The following is a 26547-nucleotide window of genomic DNA, read 5'->3' as shown; positions in this document are numbered from 1 at the left end:
GTTGACGGATTCGTTAACAATCTAAGCTAAGATAAAAATGTCAACTTCAGATGTTAAAGGACGGTGAATGGAGAATATTCAGGTTGCACTTCTAAAGAAAGATGATGCAAACGAACTACTTAGGTTTGAGACGGAAAATAGGGCTTGGTTTGAGGCTCAAATTCAGCCTAGAGAAAGCGCATTTTTTAGTCTCGAGGGCGTTTTAGATCATATCGCAGAGTGTTTATTGATGTATAAATGCCAAACAATGCTCCCTCTTATTGTCAGAAATCACCAAGGCAGTATTGTTGCACGGGTGAATCTACACAGTTTAGATACCAGTAGAAAATGTGCGCTGCTTGGTTACCGTGTCGCAGAAAATCATTCAGGAAATGGTATCGCCAGCCATGCGTCGAAACAGATCATATCTTTGGCTAATCGTCAGTTTAATATCACTAATTTCGTTGCCATCGTCTCTAAACATAATACCGCTTCTCAAAAAGTGTTAGAAAAGAATGGCTTTAACCGAACCAGATCTTTTCGAAATTACGCTAAGATTTCCGGCCGTTATATTGACTGCTACGAATACATCCTCGATATAGAATAGAAAGAAAAAATGGACTTATTTGACACCCAAACTAACAGCGGAGAATGGATACCAATTAAGGATGGATTATTGTATTGGTCCCCTCGCTTTTTGAGTGAACCTGAGGCAAGCAACATGTTCTTGCTGCTCAAAAAAGAACTTTTCTTTGAACAAAAATACATCACTATTTGGGGCCAAAAGCGATTGCAACCAAGGCTACAAACTTGGCATGGTGATGTCAGCTACTCCTATTCTGGCCTCAATCTATCCCCGCAACCTTGGACAAACTCTTTACTACTTTTGAAAAAGCTATGTGAAGAAACCTGTGATCAACAATTCAACTCTGTACTAGTAAACTTGTATAGAGACGGTAACGACTCAATGGGGTGGCACTCGGATGATGAACCAGAACTAGGTAGAAACCCGACTATCGCATCGATCAGCTTAGGAGAAACTCGCACTTTCCAACTAAAACACATCAACACTAAAGAAAAAATAAAAATAGAATTAACCCATGGATCTTTACTCATCATGGCTCAATCCACTCAGCACTTTTGGCAACACAGCTTGCCCAAAACCCGCCTTAGCAGACAAGAGCGCTTGAACCTAACGTTCCGCTATATCTACACTTAAGGGCTTGTAGCCCCCTAATTTACCTCCTGAAGTTTTCTATGCTGCCATTTTTCAACAACTGTAGGTGTCAATACATTGAATACGTTTGCAGTAACGATAACAATCAGCCCCGCAAGCTGCAACTCGCTAAATTTGACGTTAAAAAAGGTGACTTGCCAAATCGATGCAAAAAGTAAATTAGTAAAGAGAAACGGTGCTAACTGAGAACTAGACTCTACCAACTTGTATGCCTTTGCTCTAAATATTTGGGTGTTAATAATTAATATAGAGACAGCAAATAGTCCAACAACAAGAATTAAGTCATTAGAGTTACCCGTTTTAAAGCTTAAGCCATGATTTAGTACAAAACCTAGCCCCAGAACAGGAACGAATACAATTGACGCCAAAGCAAGTGTCCATGCGTTGATTTCTACTGGCCCCAAGTCACTTTTCGTCGCCCGATGCAGGCTTAACTGTGATCCTGCATTAAATAGTCCAGCAGAAAGCCCCACCAACAATGCAGGCTTAAAGGTAAAGCCCGATAAATTACCAGACAACATCAAAACACCAATAAATGTCATTGCCAAGGCGATAATTGTGCTCGCTTTCAATCTCACAGAAAATATTAGTTTTTCTAACACGGGTATAAATAGTGGCCCTGTACCAAAAAGCACAACACTTTCAACTAAGCTCAATTGAGATAGAGAGAAAATAAAACACAACTGGCAGCCCGCGATACAAAGCGCTCGCATTGAAAGTGGTAGTACAAGTTCTTTTGGAGGAAGCCTGAGTTTCGAGCATAATAGAATCGTCATTAACAACACCGCAGGCAGAAAAAATCTAAGAAAACCAAGCCACTCTAGGCTGATTTGCTCAGTAAGAAATTTAGACAATAGCCCATTCAACGACACACTAAAAGTCGATGAAAGTACAAATAATATTGGTAAAAGTTGACGTGTCATAAGTTCTCCTTTACATAAACAAATTGTAAAGAAGTGCTTGAATAGATAAAAACGATTAATATTAACCAAATAGTTAAGTAAAACTTACAATGAATAAAATCACACCATTAAAATCGCTCTATTCATTCGTGGCGGTAGCAGAAACGGGCAGCATGTCAGAGGCTGCGGATAAGCTCAATGTCAGTCATTCAGCGGTAAGTCAATCGATCAAATCTTTAGAAACATACCTTGGAATGGAACTGTTTCAACGTGTCAACAGGATGGTTGTACTCAACGCGCAAGGAAGACAATATTACAAACAAATAGCGCCCGCTCTCGAGCAAATCGTTAACGCAACTCAAGCGCTAGTAGATAAAAAACATTCGCACCGACTCACACTTAACATGGTTCATTCTCTTGCTATGCATTGGTGGATCCCGAGAGTGGAACGATTTAACCAATTCTCAAACACATTAGATATCCGGATATCTAATTTGGTGGATACGTTTTCGCTTGAACAAGAAGGGATTGACGTCGCTTTAGTCCTTGGCCGCAGTGACGACTGGGAAAACTACCATTGTGAATGGCTTGGGAACGATGAGCTAGTAATGGTCGCAAATCCAAACCTCATTCCACCAAACACTACTATTGAAGAGCTACTACAACAATTTCCAGCCATCATCACTCGCAACAAACGTCGAGCAAATGACTGGCAAGTTTGGTGTGATGCTAAAGGGCTACCTTTACCTAATTTTGGTCACAATTTATCTTTTAACGCCACGATACAAGCACTACAAGCGGCAATCAGCCAACTCGGCCTATTCATTACTCATAAGATTTTTATTCGGGATTATGTAGAACAAGGGATGCTGATGCAGATAGGGGAACCTATCCTAAACCCAAATCAAGACTTCTATTTTATCTGTCAGCAGGATCAGCTCAGTAACGAATATATCTTACTACTCAGGTCTTGGATAAAGTCAGAGTTTGCCAAATGAGCTACGTATAATCGATCTATTTTGACATTGCGGTACATGAATTTGAGTCACCTCACCTTATGGAAAGAATAAGATGAGTAGTTAGAGCGTGAGTTCAAAAAACTAAAACCCTACCAAGTTAGAGTAAGTCACTTATTCTATTCTTGAATATTCAACCAGTGACATATTGAAATATTTTTATTTGTTAATTTGGTTCAGATGATAATTTTCTTCTATTATTAATATGAGGAAATGTAAACTAACGGATTAGAAAGAAGTTTCATGGGCAATTTAGTAGGCACAAATTTGGAAGAAATGGCAGATATTCGCTTAAATAAAAGACGAAATATCATGCTATTATGTTCTCTATTATGCAGCATTATATTGCTTATTTCTGGAACGCTTAATTTGGTTGATGGTCGATACGGATTTGGGTTGTTAGAGATTGGCTGCCTGATTTTAATTTCAATAATTGCTTGGTATTCAATTCGAAATTTTCAAGCCAATTGCACCGATCTTATGTTTAGTGGAGTCATGCTATTTTTAGGTGCTGCACTGCTATTCTACAATGGTCAAATTCCAGGTCGCTTCTTGTACCTGTATCCAATAGTTGGTTGCCTTGTTTATGTGAACGACTTTCGCAATGGGCTCATATTTAGCTCGACTTTCTGTTTGTTAGCCATAGTTTCTATTGCTTATACGCCGTCTACTTTATTACCCACTAGCTTTTCAGGCATTCACTTTCTCCTGAGTCTAATTTCTCTTAGTGTCATTTTTAATATTTCATCTTATTACTACTCGAAAGCCATTGACTATATTCAAAGCCTTTATCAAGAAGGTATTGAAGATCTGGCCTACATGGACCATATCACTGGTTTGGCCAACAGATGGAGTTTTGAGAGGTGGGCAAGCGAAAAGCTTGAAGAAATTAGGGACTCAAAGGATTATACCGCACTGGTCTTTCTCGATATTGATAACTTTAAAACCATCAATGATACATATGGCCATGATATTGGCGATAAAGTCTTACAACACTTCGCGAGAAGGCTTGGAAATAAGGTGAGAAGTAAAGACAGAAAAACTGGCAAACACGACTATTCGATTGCTAGGTTTGCCGGTGACGAATTTGTATTATTGCTTTATGGCGTTAAGCACAAAACTGATTTAGACAATATCCTCGGCAGAATTTGCAACCTGTTTCGAGATGGGTACCAAGGTACCGAAAGAATAAATGACCTAACCGTCAGCGTCGGTGCAGCCCTATTTCCTAGCGATGCCGATTCACTCTCTGAACTGACTCGCTGTGCAGACAAAGCGATGTATGCCGCCAAACATGGTGGCAAAAATCGATATTGCTATTATAACCATGCCACCCCAGAAACAGACGGCTCACGCGACAAAGATAACGCCACCGTTATTCCACTAAAGTAAGCCTAAGTACTCGTCATATACATCAACCATAGCCCAACCGCACACGCGACAATTAACCATGCCGCGTACCTAAAGCTATTAAATTTATCTTTTTTAGGTGTAACTATTGGCCTCATCGCTTTTTCTTTTACTGAAGAAAAAGCCGAGCTGCGCGAGCCTAGTGCCTCTTTTCGCTGCTGAGCTTTATTGGCGACTTCAGTAAAACGATGCATTTGATCGCCAGTAAAATCTTTTTTAGGATCATAACGAGGATTCTGATCATCATGCTTAGGAACAACAGCCATTCTACCTCCCGTCAATTGAGCGTCATAAAATAAGTATAGTCAATTTTATAACGCATACTATTAGGGTCTATTCATCTCAAGTTGCTTCCTAAGCGATAGCTTGGGAATTGACTATACTTATGAAAACAACGTTGAATATCACTTTAAGTGAATTGCGCGATAATTGCACTCTTTTAACTGAACAATAGACAACTAGAAGCGATATCAAAGAGTGGATGATAGTTAATATAACGCAGCATTATCGCTAGGTTTAGTCACTCACGTGATCACATATTTCGGCTTACTATGACAAGATCAAAAGCAATAAAAAACATCATGTATGGTGCGCTAATCATAATGGCAATGGGGTTCTCAGTGCTAATTTATGTTAGCTATAAAGATTACGTCGATCCAAAACACGTTTATGGCGACTGGATTGAAGTCGGTGCGCCGTCCTACGACACAGACATCATTACACTTAGTGAAATAGGTGTGTTCAAAAATTCGCGCCTAGTCACTACAAACTTCCAATTCAATGGCAAAGAAATATCTATTAAAACTGGCAGCGGTGTGACTGTTTATGCCGTTGCAGGTTCAGTCAAATCTCCCCAACTTAAAAGAATATCTCCTGAGGCACCTAGTCAAAGACTGATTAAAAAAGGTTATGAAAATACCATTGATATGGGGGGCGGTATAGGGGGAGCAAAGGCGCGTCGTGCAGCGCTTAGCGATCATTTTAGTGGGAGAAAATAAGCCCAGATGTAAACCTAGGCTTATTATGTAGTTATTTAGCCAGTCAAAACGGAATCTTCTGGATATTTAACCAACGACGGTTCTGGTCGGGCAAGCATAAATGCCAACGTAAGCGGCCCAATCCGGCCAATAATCATCACGATAATTAAGATTATTTTACCAGGCTCAGTAAGATGTTCGGTTAAACCTGCCGTTAAGCCTACAGTAGAGAACGCAGATACTGTTTCAAACACAACCTTAACAAAACTCGCTTTTTCCGTAATCATGAGTAAAAACATAGCCGTAGTTAATAAAGCACCACTCACAACGATAATCGCCAATGCCTTGGTTACAATTTGCCAGTTGACGGTACGCTTAAACATAACAACATGTTTTTTCTGGCGAAGAAAAGCCCACGTTGCGACTAAAGCTACGGTAAATGTGGAGACTTTAATACCACCACCAGTTGAAGTAGAACCCGCACCAATAAGCATGAGCACGATAACCACAAGTAATGCAGGATGGGTAAAGTGTCCAAGATCAACAGTATTGAAGCCAGCAGTTCGAGCACTCGCGGATTGGAAGAAGGCGGACAACCATTGGCTTGACTCAGACAATGGTCCAAGTGTAAGAGGATTGTGTCGCTCAAGTGCCCAAATCAAAACAGTACCCGAAATTAAAAGTACTGGCGTCATGATAACCATGATTTTGGTATGCAGTAATAATTGGGAGAAACCTTTTCGCCAATTCTTCGCAAGATCTACCACCACCGTGAAACCCAAGCCACCGAAAATAAACAATCCCGCCAGTGTCAATAACACAAGAGGATCATTCACATACCCCATCATATTGTTGGAGAACAAAGAAAATCCAGCATTGTTAAAAGCAGAAATAGCATGAAATAACGCGTAAAACATGCCAGTTTCCCATCCCATCTGCGGCACAAAATGCAGAGAGAGCAAAACAAAGCCAATAAATTCAGTCACAAAAGCAAAAATCACTATTTGATTGACGAGACTATGAATATCCACACCCGTATCTTGGCCTAAAGACTCTTTCGCTAAAGCTTGTTGCTTTAGACTTAATCTCACTCCAAACATGTATAACAACACTGCGGAGAGTGTCATCTGTCCGAGGCCACCCACTTGCATCAAGAACATTAACAATACTTGACCTTCTGTGGTGAAGTGCTTTCCAGCATCTACCACGCCCAGCCCAGTCACACTGATAGCAGAAGTAGCAGTAAACAAAGCGTCGGTGACACTTAAGCCAGTGACTGAGAATACCGGAAGTGTCAGTAGCAGCGCAGATGGAATCAATACACCTAAAAAAGTAAGAAAAATGACCCTAGGTTCGTTGCCTTTCTTCTTCTTTTTGCTCGGCTCTAGCGGAAAGATAGAGCTGATTCTGTCGTAAGTACTCATAAGGACTTAATTTTCTTCGCCAAGGTAACTTTCGGTCCAACGATGATAATCACGTCTCCAATCTCTAGAGGCGTATTCAGTTCAGGTGCTTTAGTAATATCCGGGCCACGTTTGAAGCCTAGCACTTGGACATCACAATCTTTATCTTTACAGAGTGAAAGGTCTGAAAGTGTTTTGCCCATTAATCGAGAACTCACGATGATCTCGGTCATTGCCATGCCACTACCCAGCTCATGAAACTCGAGAACACGTCGGTCTAACATTTTACGAGCAACTCGGATCCCCATATCACGCTCTGGCATGATGATATGGTCCGCCCCTATTTTTTGAAGAATTTTAAAGTGAAATTTGTCATTTGCTTTTACCCATACAGATTGGGCACCAGACTCTTTCACAACCAATGTGGTTAGAATACTTGAGTTGACATCTGAACCGATAGAGATCATTACCATATCATAATCAGCCAACTGTAATTCGGCGACCGTATCTTCGTTCGTACAGTTTGCTACGATAGCTTGAGTCACATACGCGGATGCTTCTCTTACTCTATCTTCGTTGATGTCTATCGCCAAAACTTGCACGCCAGCATCTTGTAGTTCTTTGCAAACGGACAAACCGAAACGGCCTAAACCGATCACCGCAAACTGCTTATCACTTGGTCTCATATTTTTGCCTATGTATCGTCAAAAAAGCGGAGCTAAGTTTGCTCCTATAAATTTCTCATATCAAACTTTAAAATTACATTCTGACATTAAATTGACATGAAAATGTGAACTACGTCTGGTTGAAATTTAGACACTCGTTTAAGGTTGATTTTTAAAACTTAGATTAGTAATTATAATCTCGCTAGAACTATCAAAAATGCTTAATTAAGTACGTGAAGGGCTACTATGGAAGTAAGCTCTTTGTGATTGTCAGCCAAAAAGATGGAACAATATGAACGAATTATTTACCCGATTAACGTCGTATATTGGCACTTTGCCAGCGGATTGGGATACAAATGTTATTTTTATAACAGCAGCAAGTTTTGTTGCTTGGGTCGCATGGCGTATTATATACAGCCGTTTAGACCCACTTGTCGATAAAACTAAGTTCCAGTGGGACAATCTTACTCTTCATTCACTAAAGACGCCCGTTAGCACACTAATTTGGTTGTGGCCTGCCACCGTTTCTCTTGGCATTCTTTTACAAAGTCGTTTTCAATCAGAATTAAACTGGTTAAGTACACTAAAACATCTGCTCGTCATTGCCGTTTTTGTTTGGATCATAATCCGCTTTATTAATAATGTGGAAAAATATGTCCTCAGCCAGAAAAAGCGAGATGAAACGACTGTACAAGCTATCGCGAAAGTAACTCGACTTATATTCCTTGTCATCGGTGCGCTAACGATTATGCAATCCTTTGGCTTAAGCCTATCCGGCCTTCTCACATTCGGTGGTGTCGGTGGTTTAATTGTCGGTTTAGCCGCAAAAGATTTACTGGCTAACTTTTTTGGCGGCTTAATGATCTATTTCGATAGACCCTTCAAAGTGGGTGATTGGATTCGTTCCCCAGATCGACAAATCGAAGGAACGGTAGAACGGATCGGTTGGCGCATGACAATAGTCAGAACATTCGATAAAAGGCCACTGTACATCCCAAATTCTGTTTTTAGTAGTATCGTCGTCGAAAACCCCTCTAGGATGCTAAACCGTCGAATCTACGAGAATATTGGTGTTCGTTATGATGATAGCGCTCATGTCGCAAATGTTGTCAATGGTATTAAATCCATGTTGGAGAAACACCCAGACATAGACAGTACACAAACCCTGATTGTTAACTTCAACCAATTCGGACCATCAACCCTAGATATCATGGTTTACACCTTTACCAAGACGGTCAACTGGATTCGGTTTCATGAAGTAAAACAAGATGTAATGCTAAAGATATTGGACGTCATACACGAAAATGGTGCGGACATAGCGTTCCCAACACAAACCATCAAATTGGATCCCCAACAAGGGCCTTCAGTAGAACAGCAAATACAGTTAGGAAAATAGAGAACACAAATAAAAAGTCGGCATTAAACTTCTGCCGACTTACAGGCTTATACCGATTCCAGCAACTCGCTAACTCATACTATCAATAAACCAATAGCTCACTGGATTATCTGGACATTGGAAAGGTCCACACTCGATAAATGTTGATATCAGGTTCAAAGCAACAACTGAAATCGCGAGCAAACATGCAAAACGTCCAAATGTTGTCATTTCAAAATCGTCGTTATTCCACTCTTCTCGCCACAATATCAATAAAATTGCGACGGCGAAAATGGTCGCCATGAATAGTACGAAAGCCCAAGTATAATAATGCATACCAAAAATAGGACTACCGTAGCCAGGTGTGCCAGGGATCACGTGCAAGGAAACTTGACGCAGCGCTGCTGCTGCTCCAAACATCGCTCCAAAAAGAACGATTCCATAATGGCGCTGCTGAGGCCCATAAATGAGATTTAGCATAAAGCCAAACATCACCATCGCAAAGCCCACTCGTTGTAACAAACACAAAGGGCAAGGAAGCTCATTCAGGGAGAACTGCATAACAAACGCGGCAAGCAATACCGCTGACATACCAAGTACACCTAAACAGTTGAGTTGTGTAATTCTAGATTGATTCATGAGGCCTCTCCTTTACAGTAAAATAGAGAGGGTGTCAGTTGCATGGTGTCTAAGCCAGTAAAGGCTGAGCACCAGAGCAACAGCAAAAAAGATATAAGACTTGCATTTCTTACCTTTGAAAGCACACATCATCGCAATCAAAATGATAAGGAATAGTAAACTCATCATAGTGAAGATCCCTTCCCTTGCTCGTTTAATCCTTCTTACAATATAGACAGAGCTAATTTCTTTGCTAACCCGATATGTTGCATATCTGAGACAAAGTTTGTATTTCTCTTATCCATAAAGCTGGCTTTTTCATCCAGTTTTATGCTGAGGCTTAAGCCAGTTGGCCTTTAGGCCAACTTAAACTGCTTGAGGAGTTTTCGTAGTTGATGTGACTGCTCAGCCAACTCATTCGCTTGTCGAATACCGCTTTCTGACTCTGTTAAGAATTCAGAAGCGACTTCACGAATAGCTTCCGTATTACGTCCTATTTCATCGGTAACCGAAGTCTGCTGCTCGGCAGCCGTTGCGATGTGAGTAGACATATCACTAATATCGTTGACAGCTTGAGAGATTTCTTGGAATGAATCACTGGCATTCTGCGCGTCACTGACACTGGTTTGAGCGAGTTCATGGCATTGGTTCATGACTTTTACAGCATCTTGAGTAGTAGACTGAAGTGTAGTGATCATGGCGTTAATTTCTTCAGTCGATTTGTGAGTATGTTGAGATAGCACTCGAACTTCATCCGCCACAACTGCAAACCCTCGACCGGCCTCCCCTGCTCTCGCTGCCTCAATCGCAGCATTTAAAGCAAGCAAGTTCGTCTGCTCCGCAATATCACTAATCGTGCTTACAATCGAGTTTATCGTTTGGCCATGATTTTTGAGCTCGAGAATAATCTTCACGGCATCATTCACTTGATCAGCCAAATCACTGATAGATTCCTGACATGTATTCGCTACTTGTTGCCCTTTGGTACTAATTTTAACAGAGTTCGCAGACGCGCTTGCGGCTTGCTCTGAGCTAGAAGCGATTTCTTGCGTCGCGGTTGCCATTTCAGTCACAGCTGCTGCAACCATAGTCACTTCATTTTGCTGATGGTTAGCACTTTCAGATAGTTTGGTTGCCGAGCGTGACGTATCCGTCGCTTGGTTGTCGACTCTATCAGTAACACTATGTACGTGAGACAGCAGCGTCTGAAGCTTTTCCACAAACAGATTAAAATTATCTGCTAAGCGCCCAACCTCATCATCAGATTTGACCTTAATTCTTTGTGTTAAATCACCTCCGCCACTGGCAATCTCTTTGAGCGCGTCAGATACCTTAGTCAAATTAGACAGCAAATATTGAACTAGCGGCTTTGAGGTCAAGGCTACAATACAAATCATGATGAAAGCTGCCAATAGCAAAAATAATGTCGTTTTCTTGATGGGGCCTAGCATGACGCTTTTCTTCCCGGCCATAACAAGCAGCCAATTACTCCCTTCTATTACAGATGTTGAGAAAAGATAGCTTTCACCACCAAGGTCTACCGTCGCCAACGCGCCAAATTTACTCGACTTATTCAGCATAGATTCAAGAGGAATATTGGCTCCGAGATCAGAATAAGGTTTATTACGTAAATTGGGATTTGAATGGGCAAGAATCAAACCATCGTTAGAAATCAAGAAAGTGAACCCATGCCCTGGGGCAGGTAAACTCGATACATCTTTCGCCAATGTATCTAAATTAACACTCGCGCCAACGGCACCAACAAACTTTCCACCACGATACAAACCCTTTGCAATCGTAATTGTTAACTTTCCTGATGTTGCCCCAATAAATGGTTTGGTCACAACAACATCTTTTGAAGCTTTAGCCAATTTATACCAAGAACGCACACGAGGGTCGTAGTTGAGCAAATCATTTTTTATGCCCGTATTACGATACATCTCTCCACTCTCCATCCCTACGTAAGTGAGATCGAAATTTGAGGCTTCATTGGCTTGAATTAAGTGACTTAGTATCTGCTGCCTATTAGTTGTTTTCTCCAATACATCGGTTAATGCTTCAATTCCCCTTTTTTGGCCTTGCAACCATAGTGAAATAGCATGAGAGCCTAATTGGTTATAACTTGAAACACTAGCAGCCAATGTTTGTTGGCTCTGCCCTGATACCCGAAAGTAAGTTATCGTGGTTAGCAAAATGGTTGTCACAACCAGTGCACCAACAAATGCTAAAGTTATTTTTTGGGTCAGATTTAAGCGCATCCTTTCTTCCTTGATAGAAAACATCAACGACATGTTGGAACAATTGACATATCCATCAGAATAGACCGTCCTCAGCAACTTCGCCTGTCGAGCTTGCAATCAATATTGAATTTTTGAGTAAAAGCACTTCTTTAAGTGATTCTGCTAACTGCAATTTGAGTTTTTTTGAAAAATTAGAACTTACGTATGGGCTACATATCTCACTAACAGTAGCAAATAGTTCTAAAGTTCATTTTTTCAACCATTTGTAAGCATTTTCTATGTCGTGGCCTATGCTTAAGGTGAAACCTCTAAATAGGACTGCCGATATGCAACATAAAAATCATGAACAAACACCTATGACGATATTGTTGGTGATCATTTCTCTGATTTTCGTAGCATCACCGTTGATCGCAAGTATTGCGTTTGATGTGCACCCACATTTACATATCAGCTCTATGACGTTAGGTATTATTGCGCTTGCTGGAGCTATCGCGTTCGCGGTGATTAAGTCTAAAAAGTAGATTCTCCAACAACCCAACAAATAGAAAACAGGGAAAGAGGCTGCCTTTCTCTGTTTTGGTCTCAACATAACGGCAAGCTTTATTTCTCAAGCCTATCAAAGCTGCCCTCTTCAGGTTGTTTGCCCACGTAATATCAAATACAGTACCTAGCTATCTCCCCACATATTATAAGTGCAGGATTTAGAGTGAATTTGCGACAGCTAGAAGTCTTTTACTCCATAATGCAGACTGGCACAGTATCGGGTGCTGCTAAAAACCTTAATGTCTCTCAACCCAACATTACTCGTATTTTAGCTCATACTGAGCAGCAATTAGGTTTTCCATTGTTCGAACGAGTTAAAGGACGGCTCGTTGCCACTAGAGAAGCGAGAACCTTGCTTCCTGAGGCTGAGCGGGTGTACCAACAATTAGGTAACTTCCGTTCGATGACAAACAAGCTCAAAAAGGGGGAACAGCATATTCGAGTTGGCGCGCCACCTATTTTAGCTTCAACTATTCTCACCCCAATTGTCGCTTCATTAATAAAAACGGGGGGCTATTCAGTAGAGATCCTCACTGGCCACCAAAACCAAATGTGCGACAGCCTGTTGAAAAACGAAGTTGACCTCGCGGTTTGCTTTGGCGGCGAAATACCTCATTCGATTATCCAAGTTCCCCTATATGAAAAGGAGCTTGTTGCTATTGTTCCATCAACACACGCAAAAAATATCACCCAAACAAGTCAAATATCCTTTGACGAATTATTAAACCTTGGTATTCCTTTAATTGGTCTTGATGAAAGAGATCCACTTGGCGTACGACTTCACAACCTAGTCGAAGCGTTCAGACCAAACTATCAATATATCGCGAACTCCCGAAGCCACAATATTGCGGCAGATTTAGCTGTACATCAGGCTGGAATAGCGATTGTTGACCCTTGGACCGCTAGTCAATATCAGCTGTCTAGCGACGTTGCCCTTTTGCATTTTACCCCAGCCATCAACATCACAGTTTCGCTACTTCATGCTGAACATTACCCTTTATCAATTGTCTCTAAGGCGTTTATTAATAAGCTAAAAAAGCTATAACCTTTTGTTATACGAAGACGATAGTAAAGTATTTCACACTGACTCAATGAGTGAGTAAAGTGTCCTAAATAATCATAAAAACGGACACAAAAAATGAAAATAGCTCAACCATATCTACTTTTCCTAGGTGATGTTACTGACCCACTTTCAGCGAAAACGGCGAGAGGAATTTTAAAATGGAGACCCGAGTCTTGTACTGGTCAACTAAGGCTCGACGAGCACACTGTTTCATTAGGGCTACCAGACTACTCACTAAAGCAAGCAAAATCTGAAGGCGCTCAAACCCTTGTTATTGGAACGGCGAATTCTGGAGGTGTCATACCTAGCAATTGGAAAAGTACTCTGATTCAAGCTGCGCAACTGGGGTTTGACATTGCTTCCGGTATGCACCAACGACTATCTGAAATACCAGAACTTGTACGCTTAAAAGAAGAGAAAGGGATTCAGCTTTTTGATGTTCGCCATTTTGATGATTCATTAAAAGTAGGTCATGGCAAAAAACGCACAGGTAAACGCCTTCTTACTGTTGGCACCGACTGCGCTGTTGGCAAGATGTTTAGTGCTTTAGCAATAGAGAAAGCGCTAAATGAAAACAATATCGATGCTCAATTTAAGGCAACTGGACAAACAGGAATATTAATCAGTGGAAGCGGTATTTCAGTCGACGCAGTGGTATCGGACTTTATCTCTGGAGCCGTAGAGGCGCTCAGTCCAGAATTTGATGATCACGAGTGGGATATTATCGAAGGACAAGGCTCACTGTTTAACCCTTCGTTTGCCGGAGTGAGTCTAGGACTGTTACATGGCGCTCAGCCCGATGCACTAGTGCTGTGTCATGAAGTTGGACGACCTCATATACGAAACCTTCCTCACGCCAACTTACCTAGCATTGAAGAAACGATATCTGCCAACCTGCAAGCTGCTCGTGTGACTAATCCCAACGTAAACATCGTTGGCATATGCTTAAATACATCAGCCATTGCTTTAGACGATGCTAAAACGCTGTGTGCGGATTGGAGCGAAAAATATCAAATCCCAGTAACGGATCCTGTTCGCTTCAGCGTTGCATCCATTGTAGAAAAAATTGCAGAGATTTAAGGAAAACATCAATGCAAGTAGTCAGCAAACACTTACATATCCCACTTGATCGACCATTCATTATTTCTCGAGGGGTACGAACCCACTGTGACATTATCCAAGTAACTGTCAAATATGAAAATTACGAAGCTGTGGGTGAATGCTCTCCCACCTCTCGATATGGAGAGTCAATTGAGTCGGTACTCGAGCAAATAGCAACATTTAGCCAAGGTTGGCAACGGTTGACCCCAGATAAAGCCAAGCTAGATCTACAGAAACAGACAGCAGGTGCGGCTCGAAACGCACTGGACTGCGCACTGTGGAGTTTAGAGGCTCAAATTGCTGGTACTGAATTCCCTAGCCCTTACTTCGATATCGCACAACAAATCGAAACAGCGATGACCGTATCGATAGATACTCCTGAAAAGATGGCCAAGCAAGCGAAAGATTATGTCATGTCCGGAGCGACGCTTCTTAAGGTAAAGTTAGATTCAGAAATTGTGCTTGAGCGCCTTTCTGCCATTCGAAAAGTTGCGCCAAATTGTAAAATTATTGTCGATGCTAATGAAGCTTGGGCTGACCTTGAGTTGGAGCATCTATTCCACCAGCTCACTCCACTTAACATCAAGATGATTGAACAACCCGTACCCTGTGGTAAAGAAGAATTGCTCAGACACATTTCACATCCAATTCCACTTTGTGCTGACGAAAGCTGCCACACTGAAAAAGATATTCCTTCACTAATTGGTAGCTACGAAATGATCAATATTAAGCTCGACAAAACAGGCGGGTTAACGGAAGCACTTAAGCTTGAGCAAACAGCACGCTCAAAAGGGTTTGATATTATGATCGGATGCATGGTCGGCACCGCCACTGCAATGAAAGCGGCATTTCCTATCGCAACCAATGCATCAGTTGTCGATTTAGATGGCCCAGTCCTTATCGGGGCTAAATATTGTAACGACCTCAAATATAAAGGCGGTCACATTATTGTCGATTAACTTTCTCTATAAATAATAAAGTTAATAATATTGTATCTTATATAATATATAAAACTCATAACTCAGCGCTGTGCTATACGTACTATTTGATACCTAAATCGCAGCGCTAAGCCTCTCAGATACGCTGCCATTGAAATTATTAACAAACCTGTTAAATAAAAACCGTATTCAATACTAATAATAGAATATTGGCGTGAATAAATTCCCATCTAACATTTCAATATTAAATACTAATCCTGCATTTTGCCTAAAAAATAATAAATTCTCATCAAATTAATAGGTTATCAGATGAATTTTACTTTAATTGTTAATAAAATGTGTAAATATTCTCAACATTATATCTCAGTTTAATTGTTCAGTTTTTTCACATTTGATTTATTAACAAATTTTATATTTTTTATGATAAATTTTGAGCAAATTTAACAGACTTGTTAGTTGTGGCAAGAATGCCGCGTGTTAGACTTCCTCGCCGCAAATATTGGTTATGGAATAACATTCTATTGTTTTCGTGATTAATTAAGCCAGGAAGGTGATATTTGTGAATTCATCAAACTTATAGAGAGTTAAATAATGAAAAAATCTACTAAGATTGCTCTAGCAGTAGCGTCTACGTTTGCTGTTGCTTCTGCTTCTAGTTTTGCGGCAACGTCCCTGACAGACTCAAACCCTGCTACTGCAGAAATGAATGTTCAAGCGACGATCAATGCTTCATGTGAAATTGTTACACCTGGTACGTTAGATTTTGGTGCACTACAAGCTAACCATGTAAACAACAAAAATATCGTTGTTCACGTTAAGAATTGCTATACAGTGGACAATGCTAAGCCGACACTATTTATTCAGACTCCTCACGGCGAAGGCTACATCATGACAGCTACGGACGATGCAACTAAACATATCAATTACGGACTTTACACTGATAGTAATAGAACAACTGAATTTACTCCTTACTACGATGGTCCAAGTGCTCACGGTGAAGCGATTGTTCTAAACACTGAAGGCCAAGGTAAGGCTAAGATCTACGGTCAAGTGCCAAAACAAAGCTTCTACGGCCTAGCGGGTCACACATACAAGCAAACAGTCACACTCCAAGTTGCATTCTAAGTTAGCAACTTTCTAAATTAATATTAGCGTCACTATAGGTAAGGTCAGTGGGTATGAGAAATAATTTAGCGAAGATATTTTTACTTCTGTCTTCAATCATTTTGACAACATTAACGTTTACCTGTAGTGCGCTTGAAGTAGCGCCAACTTCGGTCACCTATCAGACCTCAAGCAAACTGCAAGTAATACATTTATATAACGAATCAAATAAGCCTGTTACCATACAAGCATCCGTCAATTTATGGCATTTAAAAGATGGAAAGAAAACTCTAACTCCTACTGAAGATTTATTTCCGTCCCCTACAATATTTACTATACCTGCACATCACCACCAAGACGTCCGTATCGGCTTATTTAACAATGTTGCATCTAAAAGCGTTGTTGTTTATCGCTTGGATTTGAAAGAGTTGCCTGCAAAAAGCTTTGAAGAAAAAGCTAGTGGGCTTGAAATTTTGTATAACATTTCCATGCCAATATTTGTGCTACCAAAAAATAAAGCTATATCTTCATGGCACTGGGACTATCAAAAAGACAAAAATAGTTTAACGTTTAAAAATACTGGCGAAAACGTATTAAGCTTCAAAAACCTAACGTTTATAGACTCCAAAGGAAAAACACACCAAGCAAAAGCGGTTCGCTATATTTTGCCAAATGAATCAATAAGCTTTCCTTTACCAAAATCGCTCAAAATTATTACTGTAAAACAGAAGCTGTCTGATCTTTCACAAACAAAAGAAAGTAAAGTGAAAGTATGAAGGTGGCAGATCAACGTTGTAAAGTTAGATCAAGCAACGTAAACGTAATCAAAACTTCTAAACTTATCACGTTGATCTTGTTCCTTATGGTTTCACAAGTTACATATGCGGGTGAAACATCTGTTCCTAGGCCTCTAGCCACGTCCTGCCATATACAATCGAAAGGATTAAACTTTGGACGTGTCAATCATAATTCCATAAGTAAACGTGCAGGTGCCGTCAGAATAAATTGCGGCTCTGCCTACCTACCAAATGGTACTGTGCAATATCAAATAGCATTTCGCTCTCCTCAAGGAGGAAACAACACATGGGTAAAGCTAGCGAAAGGAGAATCATACGCCCTATATAGAGATCAAAGCCTTACCCAACCAATCACAAATAGCGACTTTAAACACCAACCAATTGTTGGGCAATTTAGAGTAGTCAACCACCATGGTTCAAGTTCATGGATACCTGTTTTTGGCGTGCTTAAAGTTGGCAAAAATGCCTCAATAAACACTGCAGTAAACAACATAAGAATTTATTACCAATTGCAATACTTAAACAGATAGCCATATTCCAAATAATACAGACGCTCCGAATGACCTTTGTCGTTAGAAATAAAAGCAAAACGCGAATTCTTTACTCGCTGTTTCACATTTCTTTACTTGCACCTGTGAGCTTCAAGCTTATGGCCGCAACAACATCGATTCCATCGATCTGCTTACTCAACAAGGCAGAACCAATTCTACCAATGGTTCAGCTAAATGGTCAGTACGGTCAAGTATGGGCTGCATGTGTTAAGGATAATGACTTTTGGTTGCCTAAAGAAATATTTTTGCAGCATGGGGTACTTAACTTTCAAGGTCTAAAGCAAAAATCGGTTAAAACGCAAAATTTTGTGGTTATTCCTAAAAAATCCAAAACCTTAAACTGGAATCAAACTCAACAATCTCTTGATGTACATTTACCTACGTGGCGTTTTAAAAAACAAAAAACGAACTTGCTCAGCGAAAGTGCGGATAATTCAGTAAAACCGGATTCTGCAAACGGGTTGTTCTTAAACTACAACTTATCCAGTACAGCGCTGAATCAGTCGCAAGGCCACTACAACTCAGCGATGGGTGAATTAGGTATATTCACACATAGTTATGGTTTTTTTAGACAGTCTGGAGAATACGAACCCAGTTACCTAAACAGCGAAAGCTATTTTAGCGAAACACCTCAATGGTTAAGGCTAGATACAACATGGCGCAAAGATGATTGGTACAGTCTAAACACAATGGAGCTCGGTGATAGCACTACCTCTGCAGCTCATTGGGGAGGAAGTGTCAATTTTGGAGGGTTTAGTTTCTACAAAAACTATAGCCTAAGACCAAATATGAACATTCGCTCTTTACCTCAAATTAACCAGAGTACTGGCCTCCCCCAAGATGTCCAACTTCAAGTAAATGGCGTGCCAGTAGGCAACTATCAAGTAAACCCTGGTAGCTACCAATTTTATAATATTCCAGTTTCTGATGGTTCTGGCACCATAACCGTACAATCCACCGATAAAAACGGCAAAGTCACTACATATCAAGTGCCTTACTTTGCAAGCGCCAACATACTTAAGCCAGGATTATCCAGCTACTCTTTCCAAGTTGGTTGGATTAGGCAAAACTATGGAGTAAAAAGTTTTGATTATGGTCAGGCTGCCAGTGCAATTAACTATAACTATGGAATCAACCCAATATGGACAACACAACTCCATAGTAGCGTATTAAAAAGTCAGCAGACTCTTGGTTCTACGCAATTTATCGAAACGGGTTCATACGGAATACTATCATTAGATACTGCAGCAAGCTTAAAGCACTCTAAAACAGGTGAATTGGCAGGTTTAGGATATTCGTTCCAAGAGGGAAATTTGTCCCTCAATAGTAATTATCAAATTAGCTCCAACAACTTTACCCAACTGACATCAGCTAGCGATGATTCTTCACCAGTGAACGGGTATCAAACTAGTTTTGGCGCATCGTATACTATTGGTTCATGGGGTGGCGTCTCGGCTGAAGCTATGTATCAAGCCCCTTCAGATCCAACCGAAAGCTCTTCACACATCTATACTGCCTCACTATCTGTAACTTTAGCGAAAGGATTGGATTTAAATGGCAGCTACCAAGCAGACTTTAGTGATGTGCACCAGTGGAATGTTGGACTTAGCTTAAGCTATCAATTCGACCAAAACCAGTCAGTTGCAAGCTCATATCAAGATACTCAAGACTCACAAAGCCAAGTATTGTCCTACTTAACCAACCATCAGCTTAGCAATGGTAGAAACATCGCAACTAGTCTATCAGGTACAACTGAATCAACCAACTCAGAGTCCGACAGACAACTGAATGGTTCAGTTTATTTAGGAGGTACTTCTACTGGAGACTACAGCGCAAGCTTCTATCAATCTGGGCCGGAGAACCAAATAACCGCGACTGCTGACGGTGGCGTGCTATGGATGGATCATCATATATTGCTCACCCCTACGCTATATGACGGGTTTGCTTTAGTTGATACATCCAATGTGCAAAACGTTGGCGTGAATCAAGATGGGCTGAACTTAGGAGAGTCAAACAACCAAGGCTTATACGTCATTACTGACCTCACTTCTTACACTGTCAGCGACATCAACATCTCTCCTGATCTTCCTCTCAATCTAAAAGAAATGAATCAGGACGTTAAAATCATGCCGTATTACCGATCTGGCGTATTGGTGAAGTTTGACATCAGGCATATACACCAGATATTAGTTCGATTAATCAATGAACAAGGCAAACCTTTGGCAATCGGCACCAACGTTGATGTGCTTATCGATGGTAAAGATCAAACCCTCGTGGTCGGTAGCGATGGATTAGTCTATTTCTCTAGTGATGGCCACCAGTTCAAAGGTCATGTTCTGAATGGCGCATTAAAAAATGGTACGTTTAGCATCAACTTCAAACCTACTAAAAAAACCATCGTGAGGACAACCGCCATTGTTCATACACCGTTACTTATGGCTGCCTCGAAAAAAGAGAGAAAGACAATAAAAAAAGTGGCAGTAAAGCCAACAGTAACGAAAGCCTTGGTGTCAACCAAGCGTCACGCTATAGTGAAAAAGAAGCAGCCCATAGTTTTTGCGTCAAAACATATCGTTGCCACAAAGCCAAAAGTAAAGACAACGGTGATAAATAAAAATCCAATGCCAGAAAAGCCAGTAGAATTACCAAAAGTATCTGTTGTTGAACCTCACGCTAAAGCCCAACAAGCGAAAGAAAAAACAAGGCCGAGTTTCTATATTAGCGGGGAATTTGTAACGGTACTTTACTACGAATACAAAGATCTGTTTAAAGGCGAAAAAATTACTAATAAAAACTGGCTGACATTCTCTTCGTTTTCACTTAGCAAAGGTACAAAATCGAAGTCAAGCAACATTACAACTGAGATCGATAAAAAAGTTATCTACACCGAGAAAAAAATAGCTAGGCAAGGTAAGAAATTGGAAAGCTGGATTAGCTCTACCTACAACCGTTACTTCAGCTAGCATGCTAGCTGAAAAACAAACAGGTGGCCTAAGCCACCCGTTAAATTTCAAACGATTTACTTACAGCTTCAGCCAATATTGGTCTGGAATGTTGCGTGTCGCATCAGATAAATTCGGGTTTGGAATATTGAACACTTTTCGCTGCTTCAGCTTCGCTTGTTCAAAGGTTTTAACAACCAATGGAGCCTTTTCAAAAAACTCCATAAATGAACCATCTTGATACGCTTTTTCAAAACCGGCATTAAGTAAGTCTACCACTGCTTTATTGTCTGCCGTTGGAGAGACGAACAAGAACATTGGGAAGCGATAAACAAGCATCAGTTTGTCATCAACCAACAGATTTTTATACTGTTTTCTCTCGGCTAATTCACTATAAGGTTCAATTACTGCTCTAGGGAATAAATCAGCACGACCCGCATCGACAATCTTAAAAATATTCTCAAAGTTCGGCACTTCTTTAACTCTAAACCCACCAGCTTTAAGTACGCCCACATCAGCCCAGCCTTCACCTTGAATCATACTGAATTTCTCAAGTTCTGCTTTTGTCTGAACGCTGCCAAGTTTTGCTTCTACGTTTTTGTTGGTAATAAATATTCTATGTCCAAGCAATCCTCGGAAAATTGGATAGCGAATAGGCACAAGCTGGCTTTCCACCTTTTTATCTGCCCCCAACCAATCTACAGTCATCTTACCTTCTTTGATCAACTGAACTTTTCGAGATTGAGAATCTACGACGCGATCGTAAGGTTTTATGTTAACTTCTTGACCTGATTTTTTTGCCAAAAAGCCAATTAGCTCGATCGCGTATTTGTCTAGATCTGACCCATCACGGGGAATCGGATGAATGATGTCAACCGCAGCAATGCTCCCTGCAGAAAACATGATTAGCAAAGAATAAAGCGCTGTCCGTATCAGGTTTCCCATTGTCTAATTCCTTTTTTGTTTGCACTATTACCTTTAAAAAGGTAGTCAATAACTCATTGATGTCAAAGTTATCAACTGACATTAGTGCATACGCTCAAACACGGAAATTATTACGTTAAGAGAAAACCGCGCGACTTAGAAAATAAAACTTAAGGCGTTAGCCAAAGTTCTTTGCGATGGTAAGGAATGGTATCGGGTATGAACGGGTTTTCGAGCTCAATTTTAGTCCTGTTGTCTAGGTTCGCTTTGTTGATAATGTCTCCGAAGTGCTGCTCAAATATTTCATCAAAACTCCCTTCTTCTATCATTATCTCTAGGCCTTGCTCTATTTTTTCCTTTAATACTTTTCCTTTTTCAGTAGGCTTAAACCACACATAACGAATAAAGTCGTAGTGCAATACGATGGACTGCTCAATAGATAATTGAGGATAAATTTTGCTCCATTCTTCATACTCTTCAAACACTTCTTGAATTCCACGCGGAAAAGCATCGATATCGTTTTTCTTAGAGACGATTTGAAACATCTTTGGAAATAGGTTTTCCTGAAAAACTGGCACACCGTTGAATTCATAAACCAGAACATCATTCCAACCTTGCCCTTGAATCAACTTTATTTTTTGTAAGTCTTCGACAGATTGAACCTTGCTAAACTTGTCTTGTTTTACTTTGTTAATTAGCAGCAATCGCCAGCCAAGCAATCCTTTGTCGAGAGGAATACGAATAGGCAAAAAGTTATTTTCCATGGTTTTCGACACGGGTCGAAACATCAAATCTATCCTACCCAACTCCAATAACCGAACGAGCAAAGACTCGTTAGCATCAGTTTTAATCCCTTTTAATACGTAGTAAGTATCTTCATCGGATACCTTCTTTAACGCTTCGTTAATGAGCGTGACATGGTAGTTGAATCGAGCTTCTCCCTGATAGGGGTGCGTGACAAATATGGTCTCCAGAGCATTGGCTTGTGCCGCAAAGAAGCACGTTAGGGTTAAGCTAATTGAAGCGACTAATTTCTGGAACTGCATATCGACCTAAAACTAATTCTAATAAACACTTTAAAACTAGTTCGGCAAATTTGTTCACGCAAATAAAAGGCGCTACCTCGTTCGCGCCTTTTGTTTAGTGACCTAAATGTAAAGTAGTCAGGACTGTTGGTGGGCAAACTCTTGAGAGCTCGACTGTACTCGAATAGCACTATGCAGTTGGAGTAAAAGTAGTAGGCCAGTAACAGCCAAACCTACGCCTATTCCCGCCCATATTCCTGCTAACCCTATGTGCGACATCAGATACCAAGCTGAAGGTAAGCCGAATAACCAATACCCTACTGCAGTAGACACTGTAGGTCGATTCACTATTTTCATTCCACGCAGTAAGTTAATTGCTAGAAGCTGCCAACCATCGACAACAAAGCACAATGCCACCACCCAGATCACTGAAGCAAACATTTGAACAAGCTCGATGTTTGACGTATCAACGCCAAACATACTTAAAATAAAGTTCGGCCAGAAAATGAAAACAACGGATAGCACCCCGCTTATTACCGTCACTAGTAAAAAGCTCTTAATAGATGTCTGCTTTATGCCTTCCGGCTTATTCGCTCCAAAATCCTGACCCACTAAAATTGCCGACGCTTGAGAAAATCCAAAGTTAATATTCCACGCAAAGCTTAAACATTGCAGCAAAATCTGATGTAAGGCGAGCGCCATAACACCAAGCGTTCCTGCGAGTAGAGTTCCACCATAAATGAGTCCATTTTCTAGGCTAGAAGCCAAAGCAATTGGAACACCTAAAGACAAAAGTGGTTTCATCAACCTAATAGAGTACTCATTGACGTGCCTCCAAGGTGCAAATTTACTAAACTCATCACGTCCAAATACCCAGACTCCGTAACCTAGCATAACAATTAAAGCTGCCGCCGACGAACCATAACCTAAACCTGCTAGACCCATATTTAATACGAAAGCAAAGCAATAGCTGATCGGTACATTTATGACAACAGTAATAAGGGACATAACCATAATTGATCGCACTCGGCCAAAAGCACTCGTCAGCCCCCTTAACACCAATAGCAAAAAAGACGGCAACAACGCCCACTTCATTGCATCAGCATAACTCATCGCGCCTTTTACAACTTGCTCTGGCTGGTCAGCCAAAATTAATAAATGAGGGATAAAAGCGAAAACTAAGCTGATCGCGACTGTGAGCACAACTGAAAGCAATACCGCACCTTTGATCGCTAAGCGTATCTGTTTATTGGCATATTCTGGCCTCGCAGCGCGTTGTCCAAATGCAATCGCCACTAAGTTGGCAACACAGCCAACGATACTGCTGGCAACCACAAAAATAAAGGTATATACAGACGCACCTAATCCGCCCGCAGCGAGCGCTTCCATACTAATGCGCGACATCATCCACACATCAGTTAATACTAATGCGACAGAAATGAGTTGTGAGACAATGAGTGGGAATGCTAAATAAACGATTTTCTTCATTGCTCCTCCATATATTTATTCAAAAATATGCCTATCTATTCTTAAAAACATGCCTAATGGCTAATTTAAAGCGAAACAGTAATAATTTATGCGCTATCATTCAATTGACTTTTATGTCATCCTTGCATTCATTAAACTCATGCGAAGTGACTATGACGCCATATCCGAATATTCCACATTCTCACCATGCACTAAAAGCATTTGAGGCAGTTTCTAGATTGCTTAGTTTTACCTTGGCAGCCGACGAGCTGAATGTGACGCAAAGTGCGGTGAGCCGACTGATAAAGCAGCTTGAAGAAGAGCTCAACGCCGACCTTATTATTCGAAAGCATAGGGCAATAGAGCTCACACCTCGTGGAGAAGAACTGTCATTTGTACTTAGGAAAAGTTTTCAGTCTATTGAGTCTCTTATTTCCTCTTGGCAACTACAAAACAAACAAAGGCTAGTTATTAAAGCAAGCTTAAGCTTCACCACACGGACTCTTATTCCAAAGCTTCACGAGTTACACGAACGATACCCAGATTACGAAATAATTATCGTCCCATCACTTGATGGGGAAGCATGTGTCAATGCAAGCGATTACGATTTACTCATATTTTGCACAAAACAGCCTGATGACTTTCGCAATCAACCGAATATGATATTTTTGCGAGAGGAATATATGGCCCCCGTCTGCGCTGCAAGCTCGGCAGAGCAAGGGGTAGATTTAGAGTCTATTTTGTCGATGCCAAGAGTCCACTCAACCCTTGATCACTATGACTGGAAATTGTGGTTAGCTAACCAAGGTGCCACCTATTCACATAAATCCCGAGACATATCGTTTTATTCTCTCGATGTTGCGTTAAGTGCTTGCCTTGCTGGACAAGGGGCAACCGTCACTGATCTATTACTCGTCTTGCCAGAGCTACAGCGCGGTTTTTTAAAATGCCCAGATAAAGTGAAAATACAATACAGTGCTTGGCAATATTTTTGCTTTAAGAGAAACAACTCTCCACTTATTGATGAAATCGTCCTATGGGTCCAAGAGCAGGCAAAATTGGAAATAAATCAACTGCAAGAACTTTCAAAAAAACACCATTGGACGGGTGTGGTTAACTAACCTCAATTGGCCTTTAGAACATAAGTTGCTGTAACTTGCTAGACGCTTTCAGTCCATTGCCAGTCACCACTCCTACGGTTTTCTGATCTGGTGTAATGACTCCTGTGAGTATCAGGTGTTCAATGCCTGCAAACGCCGTAGCTGATGTTGGTTCGATCAAAAAGCCTTGCTTACCCATTGTATCAATCGCACGCATAATCTGATCTTCATTGACACTGACAAACCGACCGTTTGAACTGCGGACAAAGCTCGTGATTTCTTCAAGCCGAGAGGAGCATTTAATTTTTATGCCTTCCGCTACTGTTTCGTCGTTGCCAATTTCTATTGGCTGATGATTAAAATGTTGGACGAAAGGTTGGATACCTTCAGTCTGAATACCAAAAAGTCTAGGTACGGTTTCTATTTCCCCTGCTTTAAGTAACTCCGAAAAACCTAAGTATGCACCAGCCAGCAGACTTCCATTCCCTGCAGGGGCTATAAAATTGTCTGGTGCTTGGTAGCCACTCTGCTCCCATATTTCATACGCGATAGATTTTACCCCTTCAATAAATAATGGGTGCCAATTATGGCCAACGTATGAACTATTTCGATTTTCGACACTTTGTTTAGCCGCCAGAGCAACATCTTCCCGCTCTCCAGCAATTTCAATACACTGCGCTCCATAAATTCGAGTCTGTAATGTTTTTCCTAACGATGTGCCTTCCGGTACAAATATATTGCAATTCATATTGGCTTTTGCTGCGTAAGCAGCGTATGCCGAGCCACCATTACCGCTAGAGTCTTCTGCGATATTATTAATGCCTACTTTTTTTAGATAGTTGACCACCATTGCTGCACCACGATCTTTAAACGATCCAGAAGGCATTAGCGAGTCCAGCTTGGCAAAAATATTCATACCTGCCACTTCGGCTGTTGCCAGCGGTGTAATCGTTTCGTTGAAGGTAACTTCGATATCTTTTTTCTCTAGCGGATAAGCTTTACAATATCGCCACATTGTAAAATCACTACCGATAAGATCTTGTTTAGTCAGCTCGAAATTTGGTTTAACCCATAACGCAGCACCGCACTGGCATTGAATGACTACAGGACTTGCTTCTTGCTCACTACCACACTTCATACAAATATATTTCATTCCGTCCCCTTTTAGCT

26 protein-coding genes are annotated in these 26547 nt (G+C 40.8%); 15 read left to right on the top strand and 11 right to left on the bottom strand.

Annotation, left to right across the window (positions count from 1 at the left end; all coding sequences use genetic code 11):
• The first annotated feature begins 67 nt into the window (after nucleotides 1–67).
• Together ACM2FC_RS02965 and ACM2FC_RS02960 are read left to right on the top strand one after the other, a co-directional pair.
• Complete coding sequence (locus ACM2FC_RS02965) at nucleotides 68–586, top strand: GNAT family N-acetyltransferase (RefSeq protein WP_498479337.1); 519 nt, start codon at nucleotides 68–70, stop codon at nucleotides 584–586.
• 9 nt (nucleotides 587–595) lie between these two features.
• Nucleotides 596–1198, top strand: a complete 603-nt coding sequence (locus tag ACM2FC_RS02960) for an alpha-ketoglutarate-dependent dioxygenase AlkB family protein (RefSeq protein WP_498479336.1) — start codon at nucleotides 596–598, stop codon at nucleotides 1196–1198.
• Between the two features lie 14 nt (nucleotides 1199–1212).
• Here ACM2FC_RS02960 and ACM2FC_RS02955 read toward each other — a convergent pair whose 3' ends face one another.
• Nucleotides 1213–2139 carry a DMT family transporter gene (locus ACM2FC_RS02955; protein ID WP_498479335.1) on the bottom strand — a complete coding sequence of 309 codons (927 nt, stop codon included), beginning with the start codon at nucleotides 2137–2139 and terminating at the stop codon, nucleotides 1213–1215.
• Nucleotides 2140–2228: 89 nt separating this feature from the next.
• Here ACM2FC_RS02955 and ACM2FC_RS02950 point away from each other — a divergent pair, with 89 nt between their 5' ends.
• Nucleotides 2229–3116 carry a LysR family transcriptional regulator gene (locus ACM2FC_RS02950; RefSeq protein WP_498479334.1) on the top strand — a complete coding sequence of 296 codons (888 nt, stop codon included), beginning with the start codon at nucleotides 2229–2231 and terminating at the stop codon, nucleotides 3114–3116.
• Between the two features lie 261 nt (nucleotides 3117–3377).
• Nucleotides 3378–4526 (top strand): diguanylate cyclase, encoded by a 1149-nt coding sequence (locus ACM2FC_RS02945; protein ID WP_498479333.1) that lies wholly within the window; start codon nucleotides 3378–3380, stop codon nucleotides 4524–4526.
• A gap of 2 nt (nucleotides 4527–4528) precedes the next feature.
• Here ACM2FC_RS02945 and ACM2FC_RS02940 read toward each other — a convergent pair whose 3' ends face one another.
• Nucleotides 4529–4810 carry a hypothetical protein gene (locus ACM2FC_RS02940; protein ID WP_498479332.1) on the bottom strand — a complete coding sequence of 94 codons (282 nt, stop codon included), beginning with the start codon at nucleotides 4808–4810 and terminating at the stop codon, nucleotides 4529–4531.
• Between the two features lie 285 nt (nucleotides 4811–5095).
• On the opposite strand from ACM2FC_RS02940, the gene ACM2FC_RS02935 reads away from it, so the two are divergent.
• Nucleotides 5096–5542: a DUF2850 domain-containing protein gene (locus tag ACM2FC_RS02935; protein WP_498479331.1), complete on the top strand. Its 447-nt coding sequence runs from the start codon at nucleotides 5096–5098 to the stop codon at nucleotides 5540–5542.
• 35 nt (nucleotides 5543–5577) lie between these two features.
• Here the strand turns inward: ACM2FC_RS02935 and ACM2FC_RS02930 are convergent, their stop codons facing one another.
• Entirely contained in the window at nucleotides 5578–6945 is a 1368-nt protein-coding gene (locus ACM2FC_RS02930; RefSeq protein ID WP_498479330.1) for a TrkH family potassium uptake protein, read from the bottom strand.
• Nucleotides 6942–7610 carry a potassium channel family protein gene (locus ACM2FC_RS02925; RefSeq protein ID WP_498479329.1) on the bottom strand — a complete coding sequence of 223 codons (669 nt, stop codon included), beginning with the start codon at nucleotides 7608–7610 and terminating at the stop codon, nucleotides 6942–6944. The genes ACM2FC_RS02930 and ACM2FC_RS02925 overlap by 4 nt, the downstream gene beginning before the upstream one ends.
• Before the next feature lie 271 nt (nucleotides 7611–7881).
• On the opposite strand from ACM2FC_RS02925, the gene ACM2FC_RS02920 reads away from it, so the two are divergent.
• A complete protein-coding gene (locus ACM2FC_RS02920) occupies nucleotides 7882–8985 on the top strand; it encodes a mechanosensitive ion channel family protein (RefSeq protein ID WP_498479328.1) in 1104 nt (367 codons plus the stop codon).
• 69 nt (nucleotides 8986–9054) lie between these two features.
• Here the strand turns inward: ACM2FC_RS02920 and ACM2FC_RS02915 are convergent, their stop codons facing one another.
• The 3 genes from ACM2FC_RS02915 to ACM2FC_RS02905 all read right to left on the bottom strand — a co-directional run bounded on the left by ACM2FC_RS02915 (nucleotide 9055) and on the right by ACM2FC_RS02905 (nucleotide 11840).
• Nucleotides 9055–9603 carry a disulfide bond formation protein B gene (locus tag ACM2FC_RS02915; RefSeq protein WP_498479327.1) on the bottom strand — a complete coding sequence of 183 codons (549 nt, stop codon included), beginning with the start codon at nucleotides 9601–9603 and terminating at the stop codon, nucleotides 9055–9057.
• Between the two features lie 12 nt (nucleotides 9604–9615).
• Nucleotides 9616–9771, bottom strand: coding sequence for a DUF5993 family protein (locus ACM2FC_RS02910; RefSeq protein WP_498479326.1), 156 nt, complete (start codon nucleotides 9769–9771; stop codon nucleotides 9616–9618).
• 167 nt (nucleotides 9772–9938) lie between these two features.
• Complete coding sequence (locus ACM2FC_RS02905; RefSeq protein ID WP_498479325.1) at nucleotides 9939–11840, bottom strand: methyl-accepting chemotaxis protein; 1902 nt, start codon at nucleotides 11838–11840, stop codon at nucleotides 9939–9941.
• A 308-nt stretch (nucleotides 11841–12148) separates the two neighbouring features.
• Between ACM2FC_RS02905 and ACM2FC_RS02900 the strand changes: the two genes are divergently transcribed.
• The 8 genes from ACM2FC_RS02900 to ACM2FC_RS02865 all read left to right on the top strand — a co-directional run bounded on the left by ACM2FC_RS02900 (nucleotide 12149) and on the right by ACM2FC_RS02865 (nucleotide 20882).
• Nucleotides 12149–12343, top strand: coding sequence for a hypothetical protein (locus ACM2FC_RS02900; protein ID WP_498479324.1), 195 nt, complete (start codon nucleotides 12149–12151; stop codon nucleotides 12341–12343).
• Nucleotides 12344–12528: 185 nt separating this feature from the next.
• Nucleotides 12529–13410 carry a LysR family transcriptional regulator gene (locus tag ACM2FC_RS02895; RefSeq protein ID WP_498479323.1) on the top strand — a complete coding sequence of 294 codons (882 nt, stop codon included), beginning with the start codon at nucleotides 12529–12531 and terminating at the stop codon, nucleotides 13408–13410.
• 93 nt (nucleotides 13411–13503) lie between these two features.
• On the top strand, nucleotides 13504–14508 hold the full coding sequence (gene dgcN, locus ACM2FC_RS02890) for an N-acetyltransferase DgcN (protein ID WP_498479322.1): 1005 nt from the start codon (nucleotides 13504–13506) through the stop codon (nucleotides 14506–14508).
• An 11-nt stretch (nucleotides 14509–14519) separates the two neighbouring features.
• Nucleotides 14520–15488, top strand: coding sequence for a dipeptide epimerase (locus ACM2FC_RS02885; RefSeq protein WP_498479321.1), 969 nt, complete (start codon nucleotides 14520–14522; stop codon nucleotides 15486–15488).
• A 570-nt stretch (nucleotides 15489–16058) separates the two neighbouring features.
• Nucleotides 16059–16592 carry a spore coat protein U domain-containing protein gene (locus ACM2FC_RS02880; protein ID WP_498479320.1) on the top strand — a complete coding sequence of 178 codons (534 nt, stop codon included), beginning with the start codon at nucleotides 16059–16061 and terminating at the stop codon, nucleotides 16590–16592.
• A gap of 53 nt (nucleotides 16593–16645) precedes the next feature.
• A complete protein-coding gene (locus ACM2FC_RS02875; protein WP_498479319.1) occupies nucleotides 16646–17347 on the top strand; it encodes a fimbrial biogenesis chaperone in 702 nt (233 codons plus the stop codon).
• Complete coding sequence (locus ACM2FC_RS02870) at nucleotides 17344–17898, top strand: spore coat protein U domain-containing protein (protein ID WP_498479318.1); 555 nt, start codon at nucleotides 17344–17346, stop codon at nucleotides 17896–17898. Before ACM2FC_RS02875 ends, ACM2FC_RS02870 begins: the two co-directional genes overlap by 4 nt.
• A gap of 29 nt (nucleotides 17899–17927) precedes the next feature.
• Entirely contained in the window at nucleotides 17928–20882 is a 2955-nt protein-coding gene (locus ACM2FC_RS02865) for a fimbria/pilus outer membrane usher protein (RefSeq protein WP_498479317.1), read from the top strand.
• A 60-nt stretch (nucleotides 20883–20942) separates the two neighbouring features.
• Here the strand turns inward: ACM2FC_RS02865 and ACM2FC_RS02860 are convergent, their stop codons facing one another.
• From ACM2FC_RS02860 to ACM2FC_RS02850, 3 genes are all read right to left on the bottom strand, one after another.
• Nucleotides 20943–21806 carry a transporter substrate-binding domain-containing protein gene (locus ACM2FC_RS02860; protein ID WP_498479316.1) on the bottom strand — a complete coding sequence of 288 codons (864 nt, stop codon included), beginning with the start codon at nucleotides 21804–21806 and terminating at the stop codon, nucleotides 20943–20945.
• A 149-nt stretch (nucleotides 21807–21955) separates the two neighbouring features.
• Nucleotides 21956–22831 (bottom strand): hypothetical protein, encoded by an 876-nt coding sequence (locus tag ACM2FC_RS02855; protein WP_498479315.1) that lies wholly within the window; start codon nucleotides 22829–22831, stop codon nucleotides 21956–21958.
• Nucleotides 22832–22948: 117 nt separating this feature from the next.
• Nucleotides 22949–24298 carry an MATE family efflux transporter gene (locus ACM2FC_RS02850; RefSeq protein ID WP_498479314.1) on the bottom strand — a complete coding sequence of 450 codons (1350 nt, stop codon included), beginning with the start codon at nucleotides 24296–24298 and terminating at the stop codon, nucleotides 22949–22951.
• 152 nt (nucleotides 24299–24450) lie between these two features.
• On the opposite strand from ACM2FC_RS02850, the gene ACM2FC_RS02845 reads away from it, so the two are divergent.
• Nucleotides 24451–25398 (top strand): LysR family transcriptional regulator, encoded by a 948-nt coding sequence (locus tag ACM2FC_RS02845; protein WP_498479313.1) that lies wholly within the window; start codon nucleotides 24451–24453, stop codon nucleotides 25396–25398.
• Nucleotides 25399–25411: 13 nt separating this feature from the next.
• Here ACM2FC_RS02845 and ACM2FC_RS02840 read toward each other — a convergent pair whose 3' ends face one another.
• On the bottom strand, nucleotides 25412–26530 hold the full coding sequence (locus ACM2FC_RS02840; protein ID WP_498479312.1) for a threonine synthase: 1119 nt from the start codon (nucleotides 26528–26530) through the stop codon (nucleotides 25412–25414).
• Nucleotides 26531–26547: the final 17 nt, after the last annotated feature.

The organism is Vibrio sp. A37 (genome assembly GCF_059777565.1).
Note: the sequence above shows the minus strand (reverse complement) of the source record. Positions and strands in the feature narration are given on the sequence as shown.

Coding starts and splice junctions, on each gene's coding strand:
- ACM2FC_RS02965 (WP_498479337.1), top strand. CDS start 68: ATGGAGAATATTCAGGTTGCACTTCTAAAGAAAGATGATGCAAACGAA.
- ACM2FC_RS02960 (WP_498479336.1), top strand. CDS start 596: ATGGACTTATTTGACACCCAAACTAACAGCGGAGAATGGATACCAATT.
- ACM2FC_RS02955 (WP_498479335.1), bottom strand. CDS start 2,139: ATGACACGTCAACTTTTACCAATATTATTTGTACTTTCATCGACTTTT.
- ACM2FC_RS02950 (WP_498479334.1), top strand. CDS start 2,229: ATGAATAAAATCACACCATTAAAATCGCTCTATTCATTCGTGGCGGTA.
- ACM2FC_RS02945 (WP_498479333.1), top strand. CDS start 3,378: ATGGGCAATTTAGTAGGCACAAATTTGGAAGAAATGGCAGATATTCGC.
- ACM2FC_RS02940 (WP_498479332.1), bottom strand. CDS start 4,810: ATGGCTGTTGTTCCTAAGCATGATGATCAGAATCCTCGTTATGATCCT.
- ACM2FC_RS02935 (WP_498479331.1), top strand. CDS start 5,096: ATGACAAGATCAAAAGCAATAAAAAACATCATGTATGGTGCGCTAATC.
- ACM2FC_RS02930 (WP_498479330.1), bottom strand. CDS start 6,945: ATGAGTACTTACGACAGAATCAGCTCTATCTTTCCGCTAGAGCCGAGC.
- ACM2FC_RS02925 (WP_498479329.1), bottom strand. CDS start 7,610: ATGAGACCAAGTGATAAGCAGTTTGCGGTGATCGGTTTAGGCCGTTTC.
- ACM2FC_RS02920 (WP_498479328.1), top strand. CDS start 7,882: ATGAACGAATTATTTACCCGATTAACGTCGTATATTGGCACTTTGCCA.
- ACM2FC_RS02915 (WP_498479327.1), bottom strand. CDS start 9,603: ATGAATCAATCTAGAATTACACAACTCAACTGTTTAGGTGTACTTGGT.
- ACM2FC_RS02910 (WP_498479326.1), bottom strand. CDS start 9,771: ATGATGAGTTTACTATTCCTTATCATTTTGATTGCGATGATGTGTGCT.
- ACM2FC_RS02905 (WP_498479325.1), bottom strand. CDS start 11,840: ATGCGCTTAAATCTGACCCAAAAAATAACTTTAGCATTTGTTGGTGCA.
- ACM2FC_RS02900 (WP_498479324.1), top strand. CDS start 12,149: ATGCAACATAAAAATCATGAACAAACACCTATGACGATATTGTTGGTG.
- dgcN (WP_498479322.1), top strand. CDS start 13,504: ATGAAAATAGCTCAACCATATCTACTTTTCCTAGGTGATGTTACTGAC.
- ACM2FC_RS02885 (WP_498479321.1), top strand. CDS start 14,520: ATGCAAGTAGTCAGCAAACACTTACATATCCCACTTGATCGACCATTC.
- ACM2FC_RS02880 (WP_498479320.1), top strand. CDS start 16,059: ATGAAAAAATCTACTAAGATTGCTCTAGCAGTAGCGTCTACGTTTGCT.
- ACM2FC_RS02875 (WP_498479319.1), top strand. CDS start 16,646: ATGAGAAATAATTTAGCGAAGATATTTTTACTTCTGTCTTCAATCATT.
- ACM2FC_RS02870 (WP_498479318.1), top strand. CDS start 17,344: ATGAAGGTGGCAGATCAACGTTGTAAAGTTAGATCAAGCAACGTAAAC.
- ACM2FC_RS02865 (WP_498479317.1), top strand. CDS start 17,928: ATGACCTTTGTCGTTAGAAATAAAAGCAAAACGCGAATTCTTTACTCG.
- ACM2FC_RS02860 (WP_498479316.1), bottom strand. CDS start 21,806: ATGGGAAACCTGATACGGACAGCGCTTTATTCTTTGCTAATCATGTTT.
- ACM2FC_RS02855 (WP_498479315.1), bottom strand. CDS start 22,831: ATGCAGTTCCAGAAATTAGTCGCTTCAATTAGCTTAACCCTAACGTGC.
- ACM2FC_RS02850 (WP_498479314.1), bottom strand. CDS start 24,298: ATGAAGAAAATCGTTTATTTAGCATTCCCACTCATTGTCTCACAACTC.
- ACM2FC_RS02845 (WP_498479313.1), top strand. CDS start 24,451: ATGACGCCATATCCGAATATTCCACATTCTCACCATGCACTAAAAGCA.
- ACM2FC_RS02840 (WP_498479312.1), bottom strand. CDS start 26,530: ATGAAATATATTTGTATGAAGTGTGGTAGTGAGCAAGAAGCAAGTCCT.